Source organism: Enterobacter sp. PP-008-ECC_S150, from assembly GCF_045257065.1.
Lineage (GTDB): Bacteria > Pseudomonadota > Gammaproteobacteria > Enterobacterales > Enterobacteriaceae > Enterobacter > Enterobacter chengduensis.
Map to the genome: position 1 here is coordinate 107843 of NZ_JBJHHG010000015.1, position 17097 is coordinate 124939.

Annotated in this window: 19 protein-coding genes; 4 read left to right on the forward strand and 15 right to left on the reverse strand. The window is 53.9% G+C overall.

Translation table 11 applies throughout. The annotated features are described in order from the left end of the window. Window positions 1-80: 80 nt before the first annotated feature. On the reverse strand, window positions 81-1448 hold the full coding sequence (gene dcuC / locus ACJBF3_RS16890; protein ID WP_045325734.1) for an anaerobic C4-dicarboxylate transporter DcuC: 1368 nt from the start codon (window positions 1446-1448) through the stop codon (window positions 81-83). Window positions 1449-1842: 394 nt separating this feature from the next. Here dcuC and pagP point away from each other — a divergent pair, with 394 nt between their 5' ends. Further along, window positions 1843-2460: a lipid IV(A) palmitoyltransferase PagP gene (gene pagP, locus ACJBF3_RS16895; protein WP_045325736.1), complete on the forward strand. Its 618-nt coding sequence runs from the start codon at window positions 1843-1845 to the stop codon at window positions 2458-2460. Between the two features lie 190 nt (window positions 2461-2650). Continuing rightward, window positions 2651-2860 (forward strand): transcription antiterminator/RNA stability regulator CspE, encoded by a 210-nt coding sequence (cspE, locus tag ACJBF3_RS16900; protein ID WP_002439184.1) that lies wholly within the window; start codon window positions 2651-2653, stop codon window positions 2858-2860. 219 nt (window positions 2861-3079) lie between these two features. Here the strand turns inward: cspE and crcB are convergent, their stop codons facing one another. After that, on the reverse strand, window positions 3080-3463 hold the full coding sequence (gene crcB, locus ACJBF3_RS16905; RefSeq protein ID WP_045325738.1) for a fluoride efflux transporter CrcB: 384 nt from the start codon (window positions 3461-3463) through the stop codon (window positions 3080-3082). A gap of 67 nt (window positions 3464-3530) precedes the next feature. Between crcB and ACJBF3_RS16910 the strand changes: the two genes are divergently transcribed. Further along, entirely contained in the window at window positions 3531-4319 is a 789-nt protein-coding gene (locus tag ACJBF3_RS16910) for a deaminated glutathione amidase (protein ID WP_045325741.1), read from the forward strand. A gap of 125 nt (window positions 4320-4444) precedes the next feature. Beyond that, window positions 4445-4648 carry a twin-arginine translocase subunit TatE gene (gene tatE, locus ACJBF3_RS16915; protein WP_023310742.1) on the forward strand — a complete coding sequence of 68 codons (204 nt, stop codon included), beginning with the start codon at window positions 4445-4447 and terminating at the stop codon, window positions 4646-4648. Window positions 4649-4729: 81 nt separating this feature from the next. Here the strand turns inward: tatE and lipA are convergent, their stop codons facing one another. The 13 genes from lipA to lptE all read right to left on the reverse strand — a co-directional run bounded on the left by lipA (window position 4730) and on the right by lptE (window position 17084). Continuing rightward, window positions 4730-5695, reverse strand: a complete 966-nt coding sequence (gene lipA, locus ACJBF3_RS16920) for a lipoyl synthase (RefSeq protein WP_023334887.1) — start codon at window positions 5693-5695, stop codon at window positions 4730-4732. Window positions 5696-5902: 207 nt separating this feature from the next. After that, window positions 5903-6856 (reverse strand): YbeF family transcriptional regulator, encoded by a 954-nt coding sequence (locus tag ACJBF3_RS16925; RefSeq protein WP_045325743.1) that lies wholly within the window; start codon window positions 6854-6856, stop codon window positions 5903-5905. A gap of 291 nt (window positions 6857-7147) precedes the next feature. Then, window positions 7148-7789: a lipoyl(octanoyl) transferase LipB gene (lipB, locus tag ACJBF3_RS16930; RefSeq protein WP_045325745.1), complete on the reverse strand. Its 642-nt coding sequence runs from the start codon at window positions 7787-7789 to the stop codon at window positions 7148-7150. 95 nt (window positions 7790-7884) lie between these two features. Beyond that, window positions 7885-8148, reverse strand: coding sequence for a DUF493 family protein YbeD (gene ybeD, locus ACJBF3_RS16935; protein ID WP_003858718.1), 264 nt, complete (start codon window positions 8146-8148; stop codon window positions 7885-7887). A 106-nt stretch (window positions 8149-8254) separates the two neighbouring features. Next, the gene (gene dacA, locus ACJBF3_RS16940; RefSeq protein ID WP_032638844.1) at window positions 8255-9466 is read right to left on the reverse strand and encodes a D-alanyl-D-alanine carboxypeptidase DacA; all 1212 of its coding nucleotides are present in this window, start codon (window positions 9464-9466) and stop codon (window positions 8255-8257) included. 139 nt (window positions 9467-9605) lie between these two features. Further along, window positions 9606-10706 (reverse strand): endolytic peptidoglycan transglycosylase RlpA, encoded by a 1101-nt coding sequence (gene rlpA / locus ACJBF3_RS16945; protein ID WP_045325748.1) that lies wholly within the window; start codon window positions 10704-10706, stop codon window positions 9606-9608. 16 nt (window positions 10707-10722) lie between these two features. Continuing rightward, a complete protein-coding gene (gene mrdB / locus ACJBF3_RS16950; protein ID WP_008501037.1) occupies window positions 10723-11835 on the reverse strand; it encodes a peptidoglycan glycosyltransferase MrdB in 1113 nt (370 codons plus the stop codon). A gap of 2 nt (window positions 11836-11837) precedes the next feature. Beyond that, window positions 11838-13739 carry a peptidoglycan DD-transpeptidase MrdA gene (gene mrdA, locus ACJBF3_RS16955; protein ID WP_045325750.1) on the reverse strand — a complete coding sequence of 634 codons (1902 nt, stop codon included), beginning with the start codon at window positions 13737-13739 and terminating at the stop codon, window positions 11838-11840. Window positions 13740-13767: 28 nt separating this feature from the next. Then, window positions 13768-14235, reverse strand: a complete 468-nt coding sequence (gene rlmH / locus ACJBF3_RS16960; protein ID WP_003858701.1) for a 23S rRNA (pseudouridine(1915)-N(3))-methyltransferase RlmH — start codon at window positions 14233-14235, stop codon at window positions 13768-13770. Between the two features lie 3 nt (window positions 14236-14238). Beyond that, window positions 14239-14556, reverse strand: a complete 318-nt coding sequence (gene rsfS / locus ACJBF3_RS16965; protein ID WP_023334893.1) for a ribosome silencing factor — start codon at window positions 14554-14556, stop codon at window positions 14239-14241. A 269-nt stretch (window positions 14557-14825) separates the two neighbouring features. Further along, the gene (nadD, locus tag ACJBF3_RS16970; RefSeq protein WP_045325753.1) at window positions 14826-15491 is read right to left on the reverse strand and encodes a nicotinate-nucleotide adenylyltransferase; all 666 of its coding nucleotides are present in this window, start codon (window positions 15489-15491) and stop codon (window positions 14826-14828) included. Continuing rightward, window positions 15484-16515: a DNA polymerase III subunit delta gene (gene holA, locus ACJBF3_RS16975; RefSeq protein WP_045325756.1), complete on the reverse strand. Its 1032-nt coding sequence runs from the start codon at window positions 16513-16515 to the stop codon at window positions 15484-15486. Before holA ends, nadD begins: the two co-directional genes overlap by 8 nt. Continuing rightward, window positions 16515-17084, reverse strand: coding sequence for an LPS assembly lipoprotein LptE (lptE, locus tag ACJBF3_RS16980; protein ID WP_045325758.1), 570 nt, complete (start codon window positions 17082-17084; stop codon window positions 16515-16517). The genes holA and lptE overlap by 1 nt, the downstream gene beginning before the upstream one ends. Window positions 17085-17097: the final 13 nt, after the last annotated feature.

Sequence of the window (17097 nt, forward strand, 5' to 3'; positions counted from 1 at the left end):
GAATGAGCGTGATTAATTTCTGGGAGTTATTAAAGCACAAAAAGCGCCCGCAGGCGCTTTTTGGATATCCAGAATTTCGCTTAGGCAGCGCCGGGGACCAGCACTTCCGTGGCGATAATCACGATAATCAGACCCACCAAAACGGGCACTGAGGTGCGTTTGACGACCTCAAATGGTGAGATTTTCGCCATCCCCGCAACGGCGACCACCACGCCCGACACCGGGGAAATGGTGCGGCCCAGGTTTGACGCCTGCAGCATGGGAATGGAGAGATAGGCCGGGTTAATACCGGAGGAGTGGGCCAGTTTCGGGATCATCTCAACGAAAGCGTAGAAAGGCGCATTACCGGAACCGGTAGTCATGGCCGCCAGCATGGTGAGCACCACCAGAACCAGCATCAGGATAATACTGGCCGAGCCGAACGAGGTGGCGATAGAGATCAGGCTCTGGATAAAGCCGATGGTGCTCAGACCCTGGGCAAAAACGCCGGCGGCAACCAGCAGCATCACCACGCCAGCGAAGGCATCCGCCATACCGCGATAGGCCACTTCCAGACCCGAGAAAACTTTTTGCGTGTTGAAACCGCGCACAAACTCCAGCACGGCGGCCAGCAGCATACAGATGACCAGAATGGTAATGATGTGCAGCTGCGGACCCCATTTGCCGTCAAAAATCAGCACCCCGATAATGGGCGTGAAGGGCAGGATGGCATAAAACGCGGGAGCGGTGGTGGTGATTTCACTTACGTCCATCATTTCATGGCTGATGTTTTCTTTCTTATCGAGATAGCGCTGCCAGAAGAAATGCGCGATACCCATGCCGACAATCGCAACAATGGAGATCGGTAGCGTGGTTTTAAAGGCGAAGTCGATGAGCGACATCTCTGCCGCCTTTGCCGCGAGCACAACGTCGCCGGAGGTTGGGGAGAGAATAATGGCTGCCGGAGACGCGCAAATGGCCGCTGCCGCGCCGCGGCTGATGCCAACGTTCACCATAACCGGGAACAGCGTCGCCATCAGCAGTACGCCCAGTCCGGTCGCCGACGAAACGGCCAGCGACATCAGGCAGGCGAGGAAATAGGCGGCGACCATGAGCAGATACGGCGAGTTGATGTATTGCAGGGGTTTGGAGGCCAGCTTAACGACCATGTCGTTGGCACCAATGTGGGTCATGTAGGCCGCAAAACCACACAGCATCATGATCATCATGCCCAGGTCGCCGCCGCGGCTCATGAGCAGTATCTTAATATATTCAACAATATCGGTAGCGGTGTAACCGGTGCTGGCCGCGCTGGCAGGTAACACCTGGTGCCCCATGAGTGCGCTGATAATCAGCAGCGTTAAGCCGCCTACAAATAATACGCCCGTGGCCGAGTAGCCTTTAATGATGTAGCGCGCGACGCCGACAATGACGACGACGCCAATAAGGAGCTCGAATAACGTAAGCATGATTTCCCCTGTATCTCTGCTGTAATGGAGCACAAAAAATCAATAAAAAAAATAAGGATGAAAATGTGCCGAATAATTGGCCTGCTCTTGCTGATTAAAATCAATAAACAGACGACTAGAGAACAGAACAACCGCGTTTTTGCCATGGCCCAGACATTTATGTCACGCCGCCCTTGACCATCAGAAACAGCGCAACATGTCCCAATAATGATAACAAATTGTTAATGTTATGTGTTGTTTTGTATGTTATTGATTTGGATGGTTATATGCAATAAACCTTACTCATAGTGAGATTATTTGAGGCTGGTCCCCGCTTTATTTAAGAATATTCCCGGAAAGAGGAGGAACAATTAGGAATAACGCCCATGCCGTTAAGCGTTGATTCAACTATTTTATGGTAAACTTTGCCTCGAATACTAAGAATGGTAATTGCATTGTGATCGTACGTAATACATTTTTCTCTATTTTGTTGTGTATTTTTGGGCAGTTAACGTTTTCTTCTGTTGCACAGGCAGAAGGTAACGCGACGGGTAAAGGCTGGTTCTCAACCTTTACGGATAATGTCTCCCAGACCTGGACGGCACCTGAACATTACGATCTCTATGTTCCGGCAATAACGTGGCATGCGCGTTTTGCTTATGACAAAGAGAAAACCGATAAATACAACGAGCGTCCGTGGGGCGCGGGTTTTGGTCAGTCGCGCTGGGATGAAAAGGGAAACTGGCACGGCATCTATCTGATGGCCTTCAAGGACTCGTTTAATAAATGGGAGCCGATTGGGGGTTATGGTTGGGAAAAAACCTGGCGACCGCTCGCGGACGAGAACTTCCACGTCGGTTTGGGCTATACCGCCGGGGTCACCGCGCGTGACAACTGGAACTACATCCCGATCCCGGTGCTGCTGCCCCTGGCCTCTATTGGCTATGGCCCCGCAACGTTCCAGATGACCTACATTCCGGGGACATACAACAACGGAAACGTTTACTTCGCCTGGATGCGTTTTCAGTTTTAACTGACAAAACGTCGCGTTCTGGTGAAAAAACGCGCAGGCGTTGATTCATAAACGATAAAAATCTGTGAGTGAAAATTAACGCGACTTTAGTCACTTTTTCTCAAAGATCCGCTGGACAAAAGGTCCCACAATTGATGTACTGGTAACCGACACAGCATTTGTGTCGTTTTTTAATGTAAAGGTAATTTTGATGTCTAAGATTAAAGGTAACGTTAAGTGGTTTAATGAGTCCAAAGGATTCGGTTTCATTACTCCTGAAGATGGCAGCAAAGACGTGTTCGTACACTTCTCTGCAATCCAGTCTAATGGTTTCAAAACTCTGGCTGAAGGTCAGCGCGTAGAGTTCGAAATCACTAACGGTGCCAAAGGCCCTTCTGCTGCTAACGTAATCGCTCTGTAATTCAGACGCGTCAGCAAGAATTTCAAAACCCGCTCACTGAGCGGGTTTTTTTCGTTTGGAATCAGCCCAGCAGATACATTTTCAGGAAGCTGGCCACGATCAGCACGCTCAGCAACACCATTCCTGCGCTCATCAGACTCTGTTTCATTCTGTCACCCTCGTTCAGTATTGCCTTCAGAGTGACAGAGAAAAATTAAGCCAACATTAACGGTCCGGCTGTTAATGCGTACTTACAGAGGAAAATAGCCAAAATGCGAGCCCCGTCATCGCAAAGGAGCCGAGCATGTTAACCCCGATATTCATCAGCGCCCAGCCGATACGACCTTCCTGAAAGAGAAAAACCGTTTCTGCGGAAAAGGTGGAGAAGGTGGTTAGCCCGCCGCAGAATCCGGTAGTAATTAATACCTTCCACATGGGGTCGATGTGCGTCATTCGGTTAAACCAGGCCAGCCCCATGCCGATGATAAAGGCACCGATCAGGTTAGCGGCCAGCGTCCCCATGGGGATCGCCTGGTGCAGAGGGTTAAACCGCATACTCAGGAACCACCTCGCTACGCTTCCTGTGCCTCCACCAATAAAAACTGCCAAAAGGAGTTGTAACACGCTAAATACCTGCTATTTGATGTGTAAGAGAAGCGAGTTTAACGCCGTTTAGGATGAGGGGACAAATATGTATGTGGCGGTAGGGCAGTTTGCAGTTGCGCCTGACTGGCAGGTTAACGCAATGCAGTGTGTGAACCTGATGGTGCAGGCGCGACAGAAAGGGGCGTCGCTGTTGGTTCTCCCGGAAGCGCTGCTGGCCAGGGATGATAATGACCCGGATTTGTCGGTAAAGTCCGCCCAGCCGCTGGAGGGGGAATTTATACAGCAGCTGCTCGCCCAGAGCGTGGGCAATACGATGACGACGATCTTAACGATCCATGTCCCCTCTGCGCCGGGGCGCGCGGTGAATACGCTGGTAGCCATCCGCAACGGTGCCATCGTCGCGCGCTATGCCAAGCTTCATCTCTATGATGCGTTCAGCATACAGGAGTCGCGGCGCGTTGACCCTGGAGACCGTGTTCCGCCGTTAATTGATGTTGACGGGTTTAAGGTTGGGTTGATGACCTGCTATGACCTGCGTTTTCCCGAACTGGCGCTTCATCTTGCGCTGCAGGGGGCGGACGTACTGGTACTGCCTGCCGCGTGGGTCAGGGGGCCGCTAAAAGAGCACCACTGGGCGACGCTGCTTGCGGCCCGCGCGCTGGATACGACCTGCTATATTGTTGCGTCCGGCGAGTGCGGAAATAAAAATATTGGGCAGAGCAGGGTGGTTGATCCGCTGGGCGTGACGATTGCCGCCGCCGCGGAAGGGCCGGTTTTGCTGATGGCTGAGATATTTTTAGAAAGAATTGCGCTTGCGCGCCAGCAATTACCTGTTCTTCGCAACCGACGTTTTGCGCCACCGCAATTATTGTGATGTTTTTTTCAACAATGCTTGATTCACCTTGTTACAGATTGCTATTGTGTGCACGCGCTAAATGACCGTTAATACAATCAGGTTTTGGCGCTGAATGCAGCCTGTTTTAAGTAAAGAAGGTATCTATGGGTGAGATTAGTATTACCAAACTGCTGGTGGTTGCCGCACTGGTCGTCCTGCTGTTTGGTACCAAGAAGTTACGCACGCTGGGTGGTGACCTGGGGGCTGCCATCAAAGGCTTTAAGAAAGCAATGAACGACGATGATGCTGCGGCGAAGAAAAGCGCCGAGGATGACGTCCCGGCTGACAAGCTTTCTCACAAAGAGTGACAGCAATGCCTGAGGGCTTGCGAAAAAAAACCGGCTCATGAGGCCGGTTTTTTTGTATTACTGTAAATGAATATTACAGCATCATTTAACTTCTTCGCCTTTTGCCTGCATATCTGCATGGTATGAGGAGCGAACGAATGGGCCGCAGGCTGCGTGGGTGAAGCCCATCGCCATCGCTTCGGCTTTCATTTCATCGAACTCGTCCGGGCTCACGTAGCGCTGCACCGGCAGGTGGTGGCGGCTTGGCTGCAGATACTGCCCCAGCGTCAGCATGGTCACACCGTGGCGGCGGAGATCGCGCATCACTTCAATGATTTCTTCATTGGTTTCACCCAGACCGACCATCAGACCTGACTTGGTCGGAATATGCGGATGTGCTTCTTTAAAGCGCTCCAGCAGTTTCAGCGACCAGTTATAGTCAGCGCCCGGGCGGACCTGACGGTAAATACGCGGCACGTTCTCCAGGTTGTGGTTAAACACATCCGGCGGCGTCGCGGTCAGGATATCCAGCGCGCGGTCCATACGGCCGCGGAAGTCAGGCACCAGCGTCTCGATTTTGATATTAGGGCTTTTCTCGCGGATGGCCGTAATACAGTCAGCGAAGTGCTGAGCACCACCGTCACGCAGATCGTCACGGTCAACGGAGGTGATGACCACATAGCGCAGCGCCATGTCGGCGATGGTCTGCGCCAGTTTCTGGGGTTCGTTAGCATCAGGTGCGACCGGACGGCCATGAGCAACATCGCAGAACGGGCAGCGGCGGGTACAGATTGCACCCAGAATCATAAACGTCGCGGTACCGTGATTGAAACATTCGGCAAGGTTCGGACAAGAGGCTTCTTCACATACGGAGTGAAGGCCATTCTTGCGCATCGCCGCTTTGATCCCCTGGATACGCGAAGAGTCGGCCGGAAGTTTGATTTTCATCCATTCCGGTTTTCTTAACAGCGCCTCGCGCTCTGTAGCCACGTTTTTAACCGGGATAAGGGCCATTTTATCGGCATCGCGGTATTTAACACCGCGTTCCATCACAATGGGTTTACTCATAGCGTGCGTGTTCCAGTTGCGAATATCGAAGGAAAGCGTTTCAATTCAAGGGAATGTTGTATTTATCAACTATTTTTGAACGAACGACAGGCAGTATATCATTGAAACGGTCGTTAAAGCAGCCTGCCAGATCGCCAATTTGTAAAATAGTTGTTGTTTTGTGCTTTTTGCCCTGCGTGTTGCAGGGACGTGTGCTGGCTGAACCTGTCAGAAGGCCTGACGGATAATGCGGATGACGTTTTCCAGGACCGGGTCGCGCAAGCTCAGCTTGTTATAATGCAGTGAAATCTCGATAGATTCCGCATTAAGCTGACTAAGCGGAATACTCTCCAGCGGCCAGCATTTTCGTAGCAGGCTGTAGAGGCGTGATGGCATGACGCACAGCATGTCGCTGCTGCCGATCAGGGATGCAGTCGTAAACATATTGTAACTGCTAAAGCTGATCTGCCGTTCCGGGAAAATTTCATCAATACGCTGACGCAGAGCATGGTTAGACTGCCCTTCGGTCATGAAGGACGAGTGATCGTAGTTGCGCAGGTTTTCGATGTTCAACGGTTCGCTAAGAACCGGATGCTGCTGGCGGCAAACCAGCACCAGGTTATCAGCATAGAGCACATTTTGCCCCAGCGCTCTGGCACTGAAGCTGCCGCTTTCTATGATCAGGTCCGTCTGGAACTGGGCAAGCTGAATGTCAGGTTCATTGAGCGGCACATTGCGAAGCAGGAGCTGTGGCGCATGCTCTTTCACGGCCTTAAAGATCGCCGGCATCACCAGCACACCCACAGACGGGGAGCAGCCGATGGTAATGGTTCTCTGCTTGTCATAGCTTCCGGTCAAATCCAGGGCGCCAAGAATCGACTCCAGCCCCTGGCTGATGTACTCATGGAGATGGGTGGCGTAAGCCGTCGGCGTGACCCCCTGGCCCTTACGGATAAATAATGGGTCAGGAAATATAGCGCGTAGCTTCTGGATTGACTGGCTTATTGCAGAAGGCGTGAGATTAAGAATTTTCGCAGCGTTAACGATACCCTTATGGACATATACTGCCTCAAAAATAGTCAGTAAATTGAGATCAATATTACGTAAAGTCCGAAAAATTTGCGGCTTGTCTTCGCCACCAGGTTCATTCAGTCGTTTGGCTGGTAAATTATTATACTCCACGCTTTCACTCCGTATACATTCACAATATGAATGATAGTTGAATTTATTTATTATGCTTGTAGAGATTCGTAAAGTGTTGGTTTTGTTTCACTTGTATATCAAAAGCAAACACTTGTGTGATAATTGCTCACGTTACTTATGCCGTGTTTGCTGTGCTTGCTGGAGGCTAAATAATATGTAGCGGTAATATTCGGGCGCTTCGAAAATATAGAATCTGTGGATTATTGTAAAGTGCAAAAGCGGTAAATAAACAGTGGCCCGTCAAATTATCGAGCCCTGTTGTACGATATATTAAGCAAGGATATATTCGTGCGGGGGATTGTTAAGTAGCGCTAACACGTTCTTCAAGAGCACGGGACGAATATTTTCAGGCGTAGCGGTGTTAACCCACTGGCACATTTGCGTCATTTCCATGCCGGCGTAGCCGCAGGGGTTTATGCGCTGGAAAGGCGCGAGATCCATATTAATATTCAATGCCAGACCATGGAATGAGCAGCCCTTACGGATACGTAGGCCCAGGGAGCAGATCTTCATTTCCCCAACGTAGACGCCCGGCGCATCGGCTCGCGGGTGCGCGTCAATGCCATACTCCGCCAGCGTGTTGACGACAGTCTGTTCTAGCAGAGTGACCAGCTCTCGCACGCCCAGCTTTCGGCGTTTCAGATTAAGCAGGACGTACATCACCTGCTGTCCGGGCCCATGATAAGTCACCTGACCACCGCGATCGCTCTGGATAACCGGGATATCTCCCGTCATCAGCAGATGTTCCGCTTTACCGGCCTGACCCTGCGTAAAGACCGGCAGGTGTTCGACCAGCCAAATCTCATCTGGGGTGCTGTCATCGCGTGAATCGGTGAAGTCATGCATGGCCTGGGAGACAGGCTCATAAGGTTGCAGCCCGAGGTGACGGACCAGAATTTTATCCTGATACAAAACTGCGTCTCCGAAGACGAGGGACAAAAGTGTGGGGGGAGTATATCACAGCGGGGGAGAGGGGTTACCCGGCAAACCGGGTAACCGCAAAGGGACTACAGCACCATGCGAACAATTTCGATATTGCCGAGCTCTTCGTACAGCGTCTCAACCTGCTCAATGTGTGTCGCAGTGATGGTAATAGAAACCGAGTGGTAGTTGCCCTTGCTGCTTGGTTTTACTGACGGAGAGTAGTCACCCGGCGCATGGCGCTGTACCACTTCAACCACCTGATCAACCAGCTCAGGTTTCGCCAGACCCATTACTTTGTAGGTAAATGGGGTAGGGAATTCAAGCAGTTCGTTAAGTTTGGTTTTCATGTCAGCTCCGGCGTAACGTCAAAAAATAATAACTCCCACGTCAGGTGGGAGTTATCAGGATACTTAGTATATGGGGATCAAAATCACACTTTCAAGTGTTCGATTTTTAACCAAACCAGTGGTGGAACATCAATTTAATGTAATCAATGATTTTGCCGAAGAAATTGCCTTCAGGAATTTCTTGCAGAACCACCAGCGGACGCTGATCGATTGTTTTACCATCCAGCTGGAAGTTGATGGTGCCCACAACCTGGTTTTTCTGCAGCGGAGCGTGCAGCTCGGTGCTGTTAAGCACGTAGCTGGCTTTCAGATCCTTCATACGACCGCGCGGAATGGTCAGGTAAAGGTCTTTGTCAACGCCGAGAGAAGCACGGTCGTTGTCGCCGAACCAGACGGGTTCAGACGCAAACTCTTTGCCTGCTTTCAGTGGATTCACGGTTTCGAAGAAACGGAAGCCCCAGGTCAGCAGCTTTTTGCTTTCTGTCTCACGACCTTTAAAGGTGCGGCCGCCCATCACGGCAGAGATCAGACGCATCTGACCTTCAGTGGCAGAGGCCACCAGGTTGTAGCCCGCTTTGTCGGTGTGGCCAGTTTTAATGCCGTCGACGTTCAGGCTGTTATCCCACAGCAGGCCGTTACGGTTGGTCTGACGAATGCCGTTGAAGGTGAACTCTTTCTCTTTGTAGATAGAGTATTCATTAGGAACATCACGGATCAGCGCCTGACCAATCAGCGCCATGTCGCGCGCGGAGCTGTACTGACCGTCTGCATCCAGGCCGTGTACGGTCTGGAAATGGCTGTTTTTCAGACCCAGCGCGTTCACGTAGCTGTTCATCAGGCCCACGAAAGCATCCTGGCTACCGGCGGCGAAATCGGCCATCGCCACGCAGGCATCGTTACCCGACTGCAGGTTGATACCGCGAATCAGCTGGGAAACCGGAACCTGCATACCCGGCTTCAGGAACATCAGCGAGGAACCTTTGAAAACCGGGTTCCCGGTTGCCCACGCATCGTTGCCGATGGTGACGAGATCCGATTCTTTAAATTTACCTGCCTTCATCGCCTGGCCGATAACGTAGCTGGTCATCATTTTGGTCAGGCTGGCCGGGTCACGGCGGGCATCGGCATTCTGTTCTGCCAGCACTTTGCCAGAGTTGTAATCGATCAGGATGTAGGATTCCGCGTCGATTTGCGGAACGCCAGGGATCATGGTCTTGATATTCAGGTCATCGGCGTGAGCTGCAGAGAGCGCAGCCGCGCAAAGGGCCGTGGTCAGCGCCATGCGCTGCACAAAACGAGCAGAAAAAGTGGTCTTCATGGTCAGAACTACGACATCCGTGATGGAATTAAAAAAAGTGCCTTACTATAGCAAATGCTATTCAGGCAGGCATCCGACTTTAAGCATGAGTTTGTGAATGTATTTTACACAAACTGACAATTCGGATACCGCCGGTTAATTATTTCGCAACAGCGATAAATGACTGAAGCTGAGCTTCATTCTGCAGGCGCTGCTGCAGGGACGCAGCCTGCGGTTTGCTGGCAAACGGCCCCATCTGAATACGCCAGACCGCGCCGTTCTGCTCAACGCGTCCGGGTACGCCAAACTGCTGGCTCAGACGCTGCTGATACTGTTTGGCCCGGGCCTGATCGCTTACTGCGCCGACCTGAACCACATAGCTTCCGCTGGCCGCTGCGGGTGCTGCCACCGCTGCACTTTGCGTAGCCACTGGCGCGGTTACAGGGGCCGGTTGCGTCGCTGGTGCAGCAACCGGCGCAGGCTCACTGCCTTCCAGCACGCCCGAGGCTAACGTCGTCGGTGCGCCAAGAAAGCCGCTGCTCTTTACCGGCGCGCCCGTTGAATCCTCGCTTTGCAGCGTGTCGTTGCTGATTGGGCGTATTTCTCCCCCCGGCTGAGCAGGCTCGGCTGGAGATGAAACGCTGCCCATTCCGCCGTCAAGATTTGGGCGGTCGGGAAGGGCATAGGTCTGCTTCGCTACCGTCGTACACGCGGTACCCGGCCCGGAAAGCGAGCCGTCCTGCGCGACGATAATCGGGTCAATGCGGACTTTGGTGTTGTTCGAGGTGTTCAGGCGATCGGCGGACGCGCGCGACAGGGAAATCACCCGGTCATTTCCGTAAGGGCCGCGGTCGTTGATACGCACGACGATCATGCGCCCATTCGCCAGGTTGGTGATGCGGGCGTAGCTCGGAATCGGCAGCGTCGGGTGTGCCGCCGTCAGCTGCATGGGGTCGAACGCTTCCCCGGAGGCCGTCAGGTTACTGCCCGGCTCGGCGTCATAAATGGCGGCAAAGCCCGCCTGACTGAAACGGGAAGGGTCCTGAACAATTTTGTAGCTTTTGCCATCGCGCTGGTAATCCTGATTCGCACTGGCATTCAGCGGTTCATAAACGGGATCGGCACCGCTGATTTCAACGATCGGGCCATTACACACCGCAGGCTGCGGCGGCGCGACGGTTGCCTGTTGCTGACCATCATCACTTGTGCAGGCCGCAAGTAAACTTGCCGCAATGCAGATCCCCAGCCACTGCTTACGCATTCCGATCCCCTTATTTTTATACGCTTTTTGACAACATTTTTCTGTGGGTATGGATCGACATCACGATACCAAACCCGGCCATCAACACGATCAGTGCCGAGCCTCCGTAACTCACCAGCGGCAGCGGTACGCCTACCACCGGCAGAATACCACTCACCATACCAATATTTACGAAGACATAAACGAATAAAATCAGCATCAACCCGCCCGCCATGACGCGACCAAAGGTGGTTTGCGCGCGTGCGGCAATCCACAATCCCCGCATGATCAGCAGGACGTACAGCGCCAGGAGTATCAGGATGCCCACCAGCCCCAGCTCTTCCGCCAGTACGGCAAAGATAAAGTCGGTATGGCGTTCCGGTAAAAATTCCAGCTGCGACTGCGTGCCGTGCAGCCAGCCCTTACCGCGCAGCCCGCCGGAGCCAATCGCAATCTTGGACTGAATAATATGATAGCCCGCGCCGAGCGGATCGGTTTCCGGATCGAGCAGCATCATGACGCGCTGGCGCTGGTAATCATGCATCAGGAAGAACCAGAGGATAGGGATGAACGCCGCAATCAGCACCACCGCGATACCGATCAGGCGCCAGCTCAGGCCCGACAGGAAGAGGACAAACAGGCCGGAGAGGGCGATAAGGATTGAGGTGCCAAGGTCAGGCTGCGCCGCAACCAGCAGCGTCGGCAGGAAAATGAGCACCAGCGCGATGGCGGTATTTTTTAGCGACGGCGGACAGACGTCGCGGTTGATAAAGCGCGCCACCATCAGCGGAACGGCGATTTTGGCAATCTCCGAGGGCTGGAAGCGGACAATACCCAGATCCAGCCAGCGCTGCGCCCCTTTTGAAATAGCGCCAAACGCATCTACCGCAACCAGCAAAATAATACAGAAGATGTAGAGGTAGGGCGCCCAGCCTTCGTAGACGCGCGGCGGGATTTGCGCCATCACCACCATAATGATCAGACCCATCGCGATCTGGCCGATCTTACGCTCCATCATCCCGATGTCCTGGCCGCTGGCGCTCCAGATAACCAGGGCGCTGTAAACCAGCAGCGCCAGCAGGATCAGCAGCATGGCTGGGTCGATGTGGATTTTGTCCCACAGCGATTTTTTATTTGGATTATCCGTCATGATTATTGGTCCTCCGCCGCAGCGGCGGCCGGGTTTTCAGCCGGCAGTTCGGTGTTGTTATCACCCAGCATAATGTGGTCAAGGATCTGGCGCATGATGGTCCCGACCGCTGGCCCGGCACCGCCGTTCTCCAGAATCATCGCCACCGCGACCTGCGGGTTATCATAAGGGGCAAACGCCGTCATCAGCTTATGGTCACGCAGACGTTCAGCAATGCGGTGCGCGTTATAGGTTTCGTTGGCTTTCAGACCAAACACCTGCGCAGTACCGGATTTCGCGGCCACCTTGTACGGCGCACCGGCGAAGTACTTATGCGCGGTCCCGTTCGGACGGTTTGCCACGCCGTACATACCGTCTTTCGCAATTTCCCAGAAGCCGGAATGAATGTCACCCACGGGCGCCTCGTGCGGCTGGTTCCACGGCACTTTTTTGCCGTCTTCAACCGTGCTTTGCAGCAGATGGGGCACTTTCACCACGCCGTCATTGATGAGGATCATCATGGCCTTGTTCATCTGCAGCGGCGTTGCCGTCCAGTAGCCCTGGCCGATACCGACCGGAATGGTGTCACCCTGGTACCACGGTTTCTTAAAGCGCTTCAGCTTCCATTCGCGCGTTGGCATGTTGCCTGAACGTTCTTCTGAAAGGTCAACGCCGGTGTAATGCCCGTAGCCGAATTTACTCATCCACTCTGACAGGCGGTCGATACCCATGTCATATGCCACCTGATAGAAGAAGGTATCCGCAGACTCCTCCAGCGATTTGGTGACGTTCAGATGACCGTGGCCCCATTTTTTCCAGTCGCGGTAGCGCTTATCGGAACCTGGCAGCTGCCACCAGCCCGGGTCAAACAGGCTGGTATTACGGTTGATAACGCCGGCACTCAGCGCAGAGACCGCCACGTACGGCTTAACCGTTGATGCAGGCGGGTAAACCCCTTGCGTCGCGCGGTTTACCAGCGGCGTGTTCGGGTCATTCAGCAGGCCGGAATAGTCTTTACTGGAAATACCGTCAACGAAGAGGTTTGGGTCATAGCTTGGCATAGAGACCATGGCCAGGATGCCGCCGGTTCGAGGATCGGTGACCACCACGGCTGCACGGCTGCCCGCCAGCAGGGTTTCGATATACTGCTGTAGCTTAAGGTCGAGCGTCAGATAGACGTCATGCCCCGCCTGAGGCGGCACTTCTTTCAGCTGGCGGATCACGCGGCCACGGTTGTTAACCTCAACCTCTTCATAGCCCGTTTGCCCGTGCAGAACATCCTCGTAGTAACGCTCAATGCCCAGCTTACCGATATCGTGCGTCGCCGCGTAGTTGGCCAGCTTGCCGTCTTTATCAAGGCGATCGACGTCTTTGTCGTTAATCTTGGAGACGTAGCCAATGACATGCGTCAGCGCGGAGCCGTAGGGGTAGTAGCGACGCTTATATCCTTTTACTTCCACGCCGGGGAAGCGGTACTGGTTCACCGCAAAGCGGGCCACCTGGACTTCCGTCAGATTGGTTTTAACCGGAATGGAGGTAAAGCGGTGAGAGCGAGCGCGCTCTTTTTTGAAGGCGGCGATGTCGTCATCGTTAAGGTCGACAACGCTTTTGAGCGCTTCCAGCGTATCCTGAACGTTATCGACTTTTTCCGGCATCATCTCGATTTGATAGATGGTGCGGTTTAACGCCAGCGGGGTGCCGTTACGATCGTAGATAATTCCGCGGCTGGGTGCGATAGGCACCAGCTTAATACGGTTTTCGTTTGAACGCGTCTGGTAGTCGGTGAAGCGGACAATTTGCAGATTATAAAGGTTGGCGATCAGCACGCCGGTAAGCAGCAAAATCCCGGTAAAGGCGACCAGCGCCCGGCGCACAAACAGCGCGGACTCAGCCGTATAGTCGCGAAAAGAATTCTGTAGTTTCATCCGCTGCTTAATCTACCCTGGTCAGTCATTACTCGCGGTGATAGGGGTGGTTGGTAGTAATGCTCCACGCGCGATACAGGCTTTCAGCCACCAGAACCCGAACGAGCGGGTGGGGAAGCGTCAGCGCGGAGAGGGACCAACTTTGTTCAGCCGCCGCTTTGCAGGCGGGGGATAACCCTTCTGGTCCGCCAATCAACAGACTGACGTCACGGCCATCCTGCTTCCAGCGCTCCAGTTCGTGCGCCAGCTGCGGCGTATCCCAGGGTTTTCCTGGAATATCGAGGGTGACGATGCGGTTTTTGCCTGCGGCAGCCAGCATCAGTTCGCCCTCTTTATCGAGAATACGTTTGATATCCGCGTTCTTGCCGCGCTTTCCGGCGGGGATCTCCACCAGTTCGAACGGCATGTCTTTTGGAAAACGACGCAGATATTCAGTAAAACCGGTTTGTACCCAGTCCGGCATTTTGGTGCCGACGGCGACCAGCTGCAACTTCACGCATTAACCCCAGAGTTTTTCCAGCTCATACAGGCGACGGCTCTCGTCCTGCATAACATGGACAATCACATCGCCGAGGTCGACAACCACCCAGTCAGCCGTCGCTTCACCTTCAACACCCAGCGGCAACAGCCCCGCTGCACGGGATTCCTGAACCACGTGGTCGGCAATTGAAACAACATGACGCGTCGAAGTACCGGTGCAGATGATCATGCAGTCGGTAATACTGGATTTACCCTTAACGTCGATAGCGATGATGTCCTGACCTTTCAGGTCATCAATTTTGTCAATAACAAAATCCTGGAGTGCTTTACCCTGCAAGTTTTCCCCCTGGGGTGAATGAGATTGTAAAACGTTGAATTCGTAGCCAGACAGTATACCTGAACTCACGCCTCTGTCGGGACAAATGTCTCCGGCCGGGCTTTAGAAGGCGGGTATCATCCCACCCTCCGCCTGAGATTGCATCGCCATTTTTGTAAAACAATTTCTGTAAAGCAATGACTGGCGGGAAAGTCTGGCAGCGGAGAATAACAGTATGGCTTACCCTGTCAAGGCAGGATAAACAATAAGCCGCTTTTTATGCCCTCCGGCTATTCATCTGCGCTTTTCTGATACAAACCGTGACTATGGATATAGGCCAGCACCGCGCCTGGCAGCAGATCGTCACATTCCAGACCCTGCTGTAAACGCTCGCGAATGAGGGTCGCAGAGATATCGAACCACGGCGTTTCCGCCAGATAGATCTTCCCGGCTGGCTGACTGTGGAGGTCTTCTACGTTATCGGTGAGATGATCTTCCAGCCACTGCTGGTACTGCGCTTCGCGCATGGTCAGCGGATAGCCCGGACGGCGGCAGACGAGCAGATGGCTGTTCTCCAGAATGGTTTCATACCGATGCCACGTGGGGAAGTTCAGCAGGGAATCCTGGCCGATGATAAAGGCCAGCGGCTGGTCTGGTCCCTGTTCTGCGCGCCATTCCTGAAGCGTCTGAGACGTCCAGGAGGGCGTGTCGCGACGCAGCTCTCGCTCGTCCAGCCGGAAAAGAGGCTTGTCGGCGATGGCCAGGGCGAGCATCTCTTTTCGCTGCTCGCTGGTTGCCTCGGGCTGCGGGCGATGGGGAGGGACATTATTGGGCATGATGGTGACGCGCTGAAGACCAATCAGATTTGCCAGAATTTCAACCGGCTTCAGATGCCCGTAGTGTACCGGGTCGAAGGTGCCGCCATACAGGGCCTGTAAAGAGTGCATACTATCCATCAATAAAAACGTCTGCCAGCGCCTTGTGGCAGAGCAGCAGTGAAAGGCTTTCCAGTTCCGCCCAGACCGACTGGCCGTAATCCTGCTTTAGCGTGAGCTCAGCGCGCATCAGAAGCTGTACCGCCTGACGAAGCTGTTCATGACTCAGGCGGTTGACGGCCTCGGTGGTCATTGCGCGGCGGTTTTGCCACACGCGGTGTTTATCAAACAGCGAACGCAGCGGCGTATGGGCAGACTGACGCTTGAGCGTAATCAGCAGCAGTAATTCGCGCTGCAGCGTGCGCAGCATAATAACGGGTTCGCTCCCTTCAAGGCGCAGCTGTTGCAGAATATGCAGGGCGCGTTTGCTTTTTGCCGACAGCAGCGCGTCCACCCAGTGGAACGGCGTGAAGTGCGCCGCGTCGTTAACGGCCTGCTCGACGCGCGGCAAGGTCAGCTTGCCGTCCGGCCAGAGCAGGGAAAGTCTGTCCAGCGCCTGCGCCAGGGCCAGCAGGTTACCTTCATAGCAGTAGCAGAGCAGCTGATTCGCCGCGTCATCCAGCTGAAGGTTGTGCTGCTTCGCTCTCGCGGCTACCCATTTAGGCAGATGCGCCTGCTCGGGCGTCTGACAGGTGACCAGCACCGCGTGCGTCGCGAGCTGGGTAAACCACGCCGCGTTTTCCTGCGCTTTGGTGAGCTTGTTGCCACGCACGATTAACAGCAGATCGCTGTGCAGCAGGCTGACCAGCGTGGCGAGCTGCTCATTCATCGCCGCGTTAGGACCGTTGTCCGGCAGCAGGATCTGAATCGTCTGGCGCGAGGCGAACAGGCTCATCGCCTGACAAAGCGAGAAGAGGGCGTTCCAGTCGGTGTTGTTGTCCAGTTGGACGGTGTGGTGTTCATCGAAGCCCTGCGCGGCGGCGGCGTGCCGCACGGCATCCAGGCTTTCCTGAAGCAATAGCGGATCGTTTCCAAGAAGCAGATACGCCGCGCGCAGCCCTTCATTGAGCTGCGCGCGGAGTTGTTCAGGATACAGCCTGATCATCATTTACCCAGAGAGGTAGCAGCAGGAAGCGTGCCAGCAACCGGTTTTTCAACAATGTCAGATCCTTGTTTGGTTGATGCCGCAATACTCGGCAGCTTGCGGATCAGCTGTTCCGCTGCCTTGTCGTACATTTCGTTGATGATAATCTGCTGTTCGGCATCTTTTGCCAGCGCCGTCTGCGGGTTATCGAAGAACGAACGGTACACTTTCGTGCTGATCGGATAGATGTCTTTACCCGGGATCAGAACTGCCGCGTTGACCGTCAACACCATCTGATACTCTGCGGTACGGCCATCCTGGAAGATTGACGCTGTATCTCTCGACAGACCGCTTCCTGTAATACGCAGAGACGGTACATCCTGACGCAGCGTTTGTTTTTCAACAAGCTCAACGCCGTTCAGACGCAGCTGATTGCGAATTGCCCGGCTGAGTGGACCATTCGGATCGGATGAGTCGAACATCATCGTTTTCATCTCAGCGGGCACCGCCGTGGTATTGCGCAGGTGCCAGCCACAGCCAGCGGTGACAAGCACCGCCAGAGATAAGAGTATTGTTGCCAGTTGTCGCACGTTTCCTCCCGCG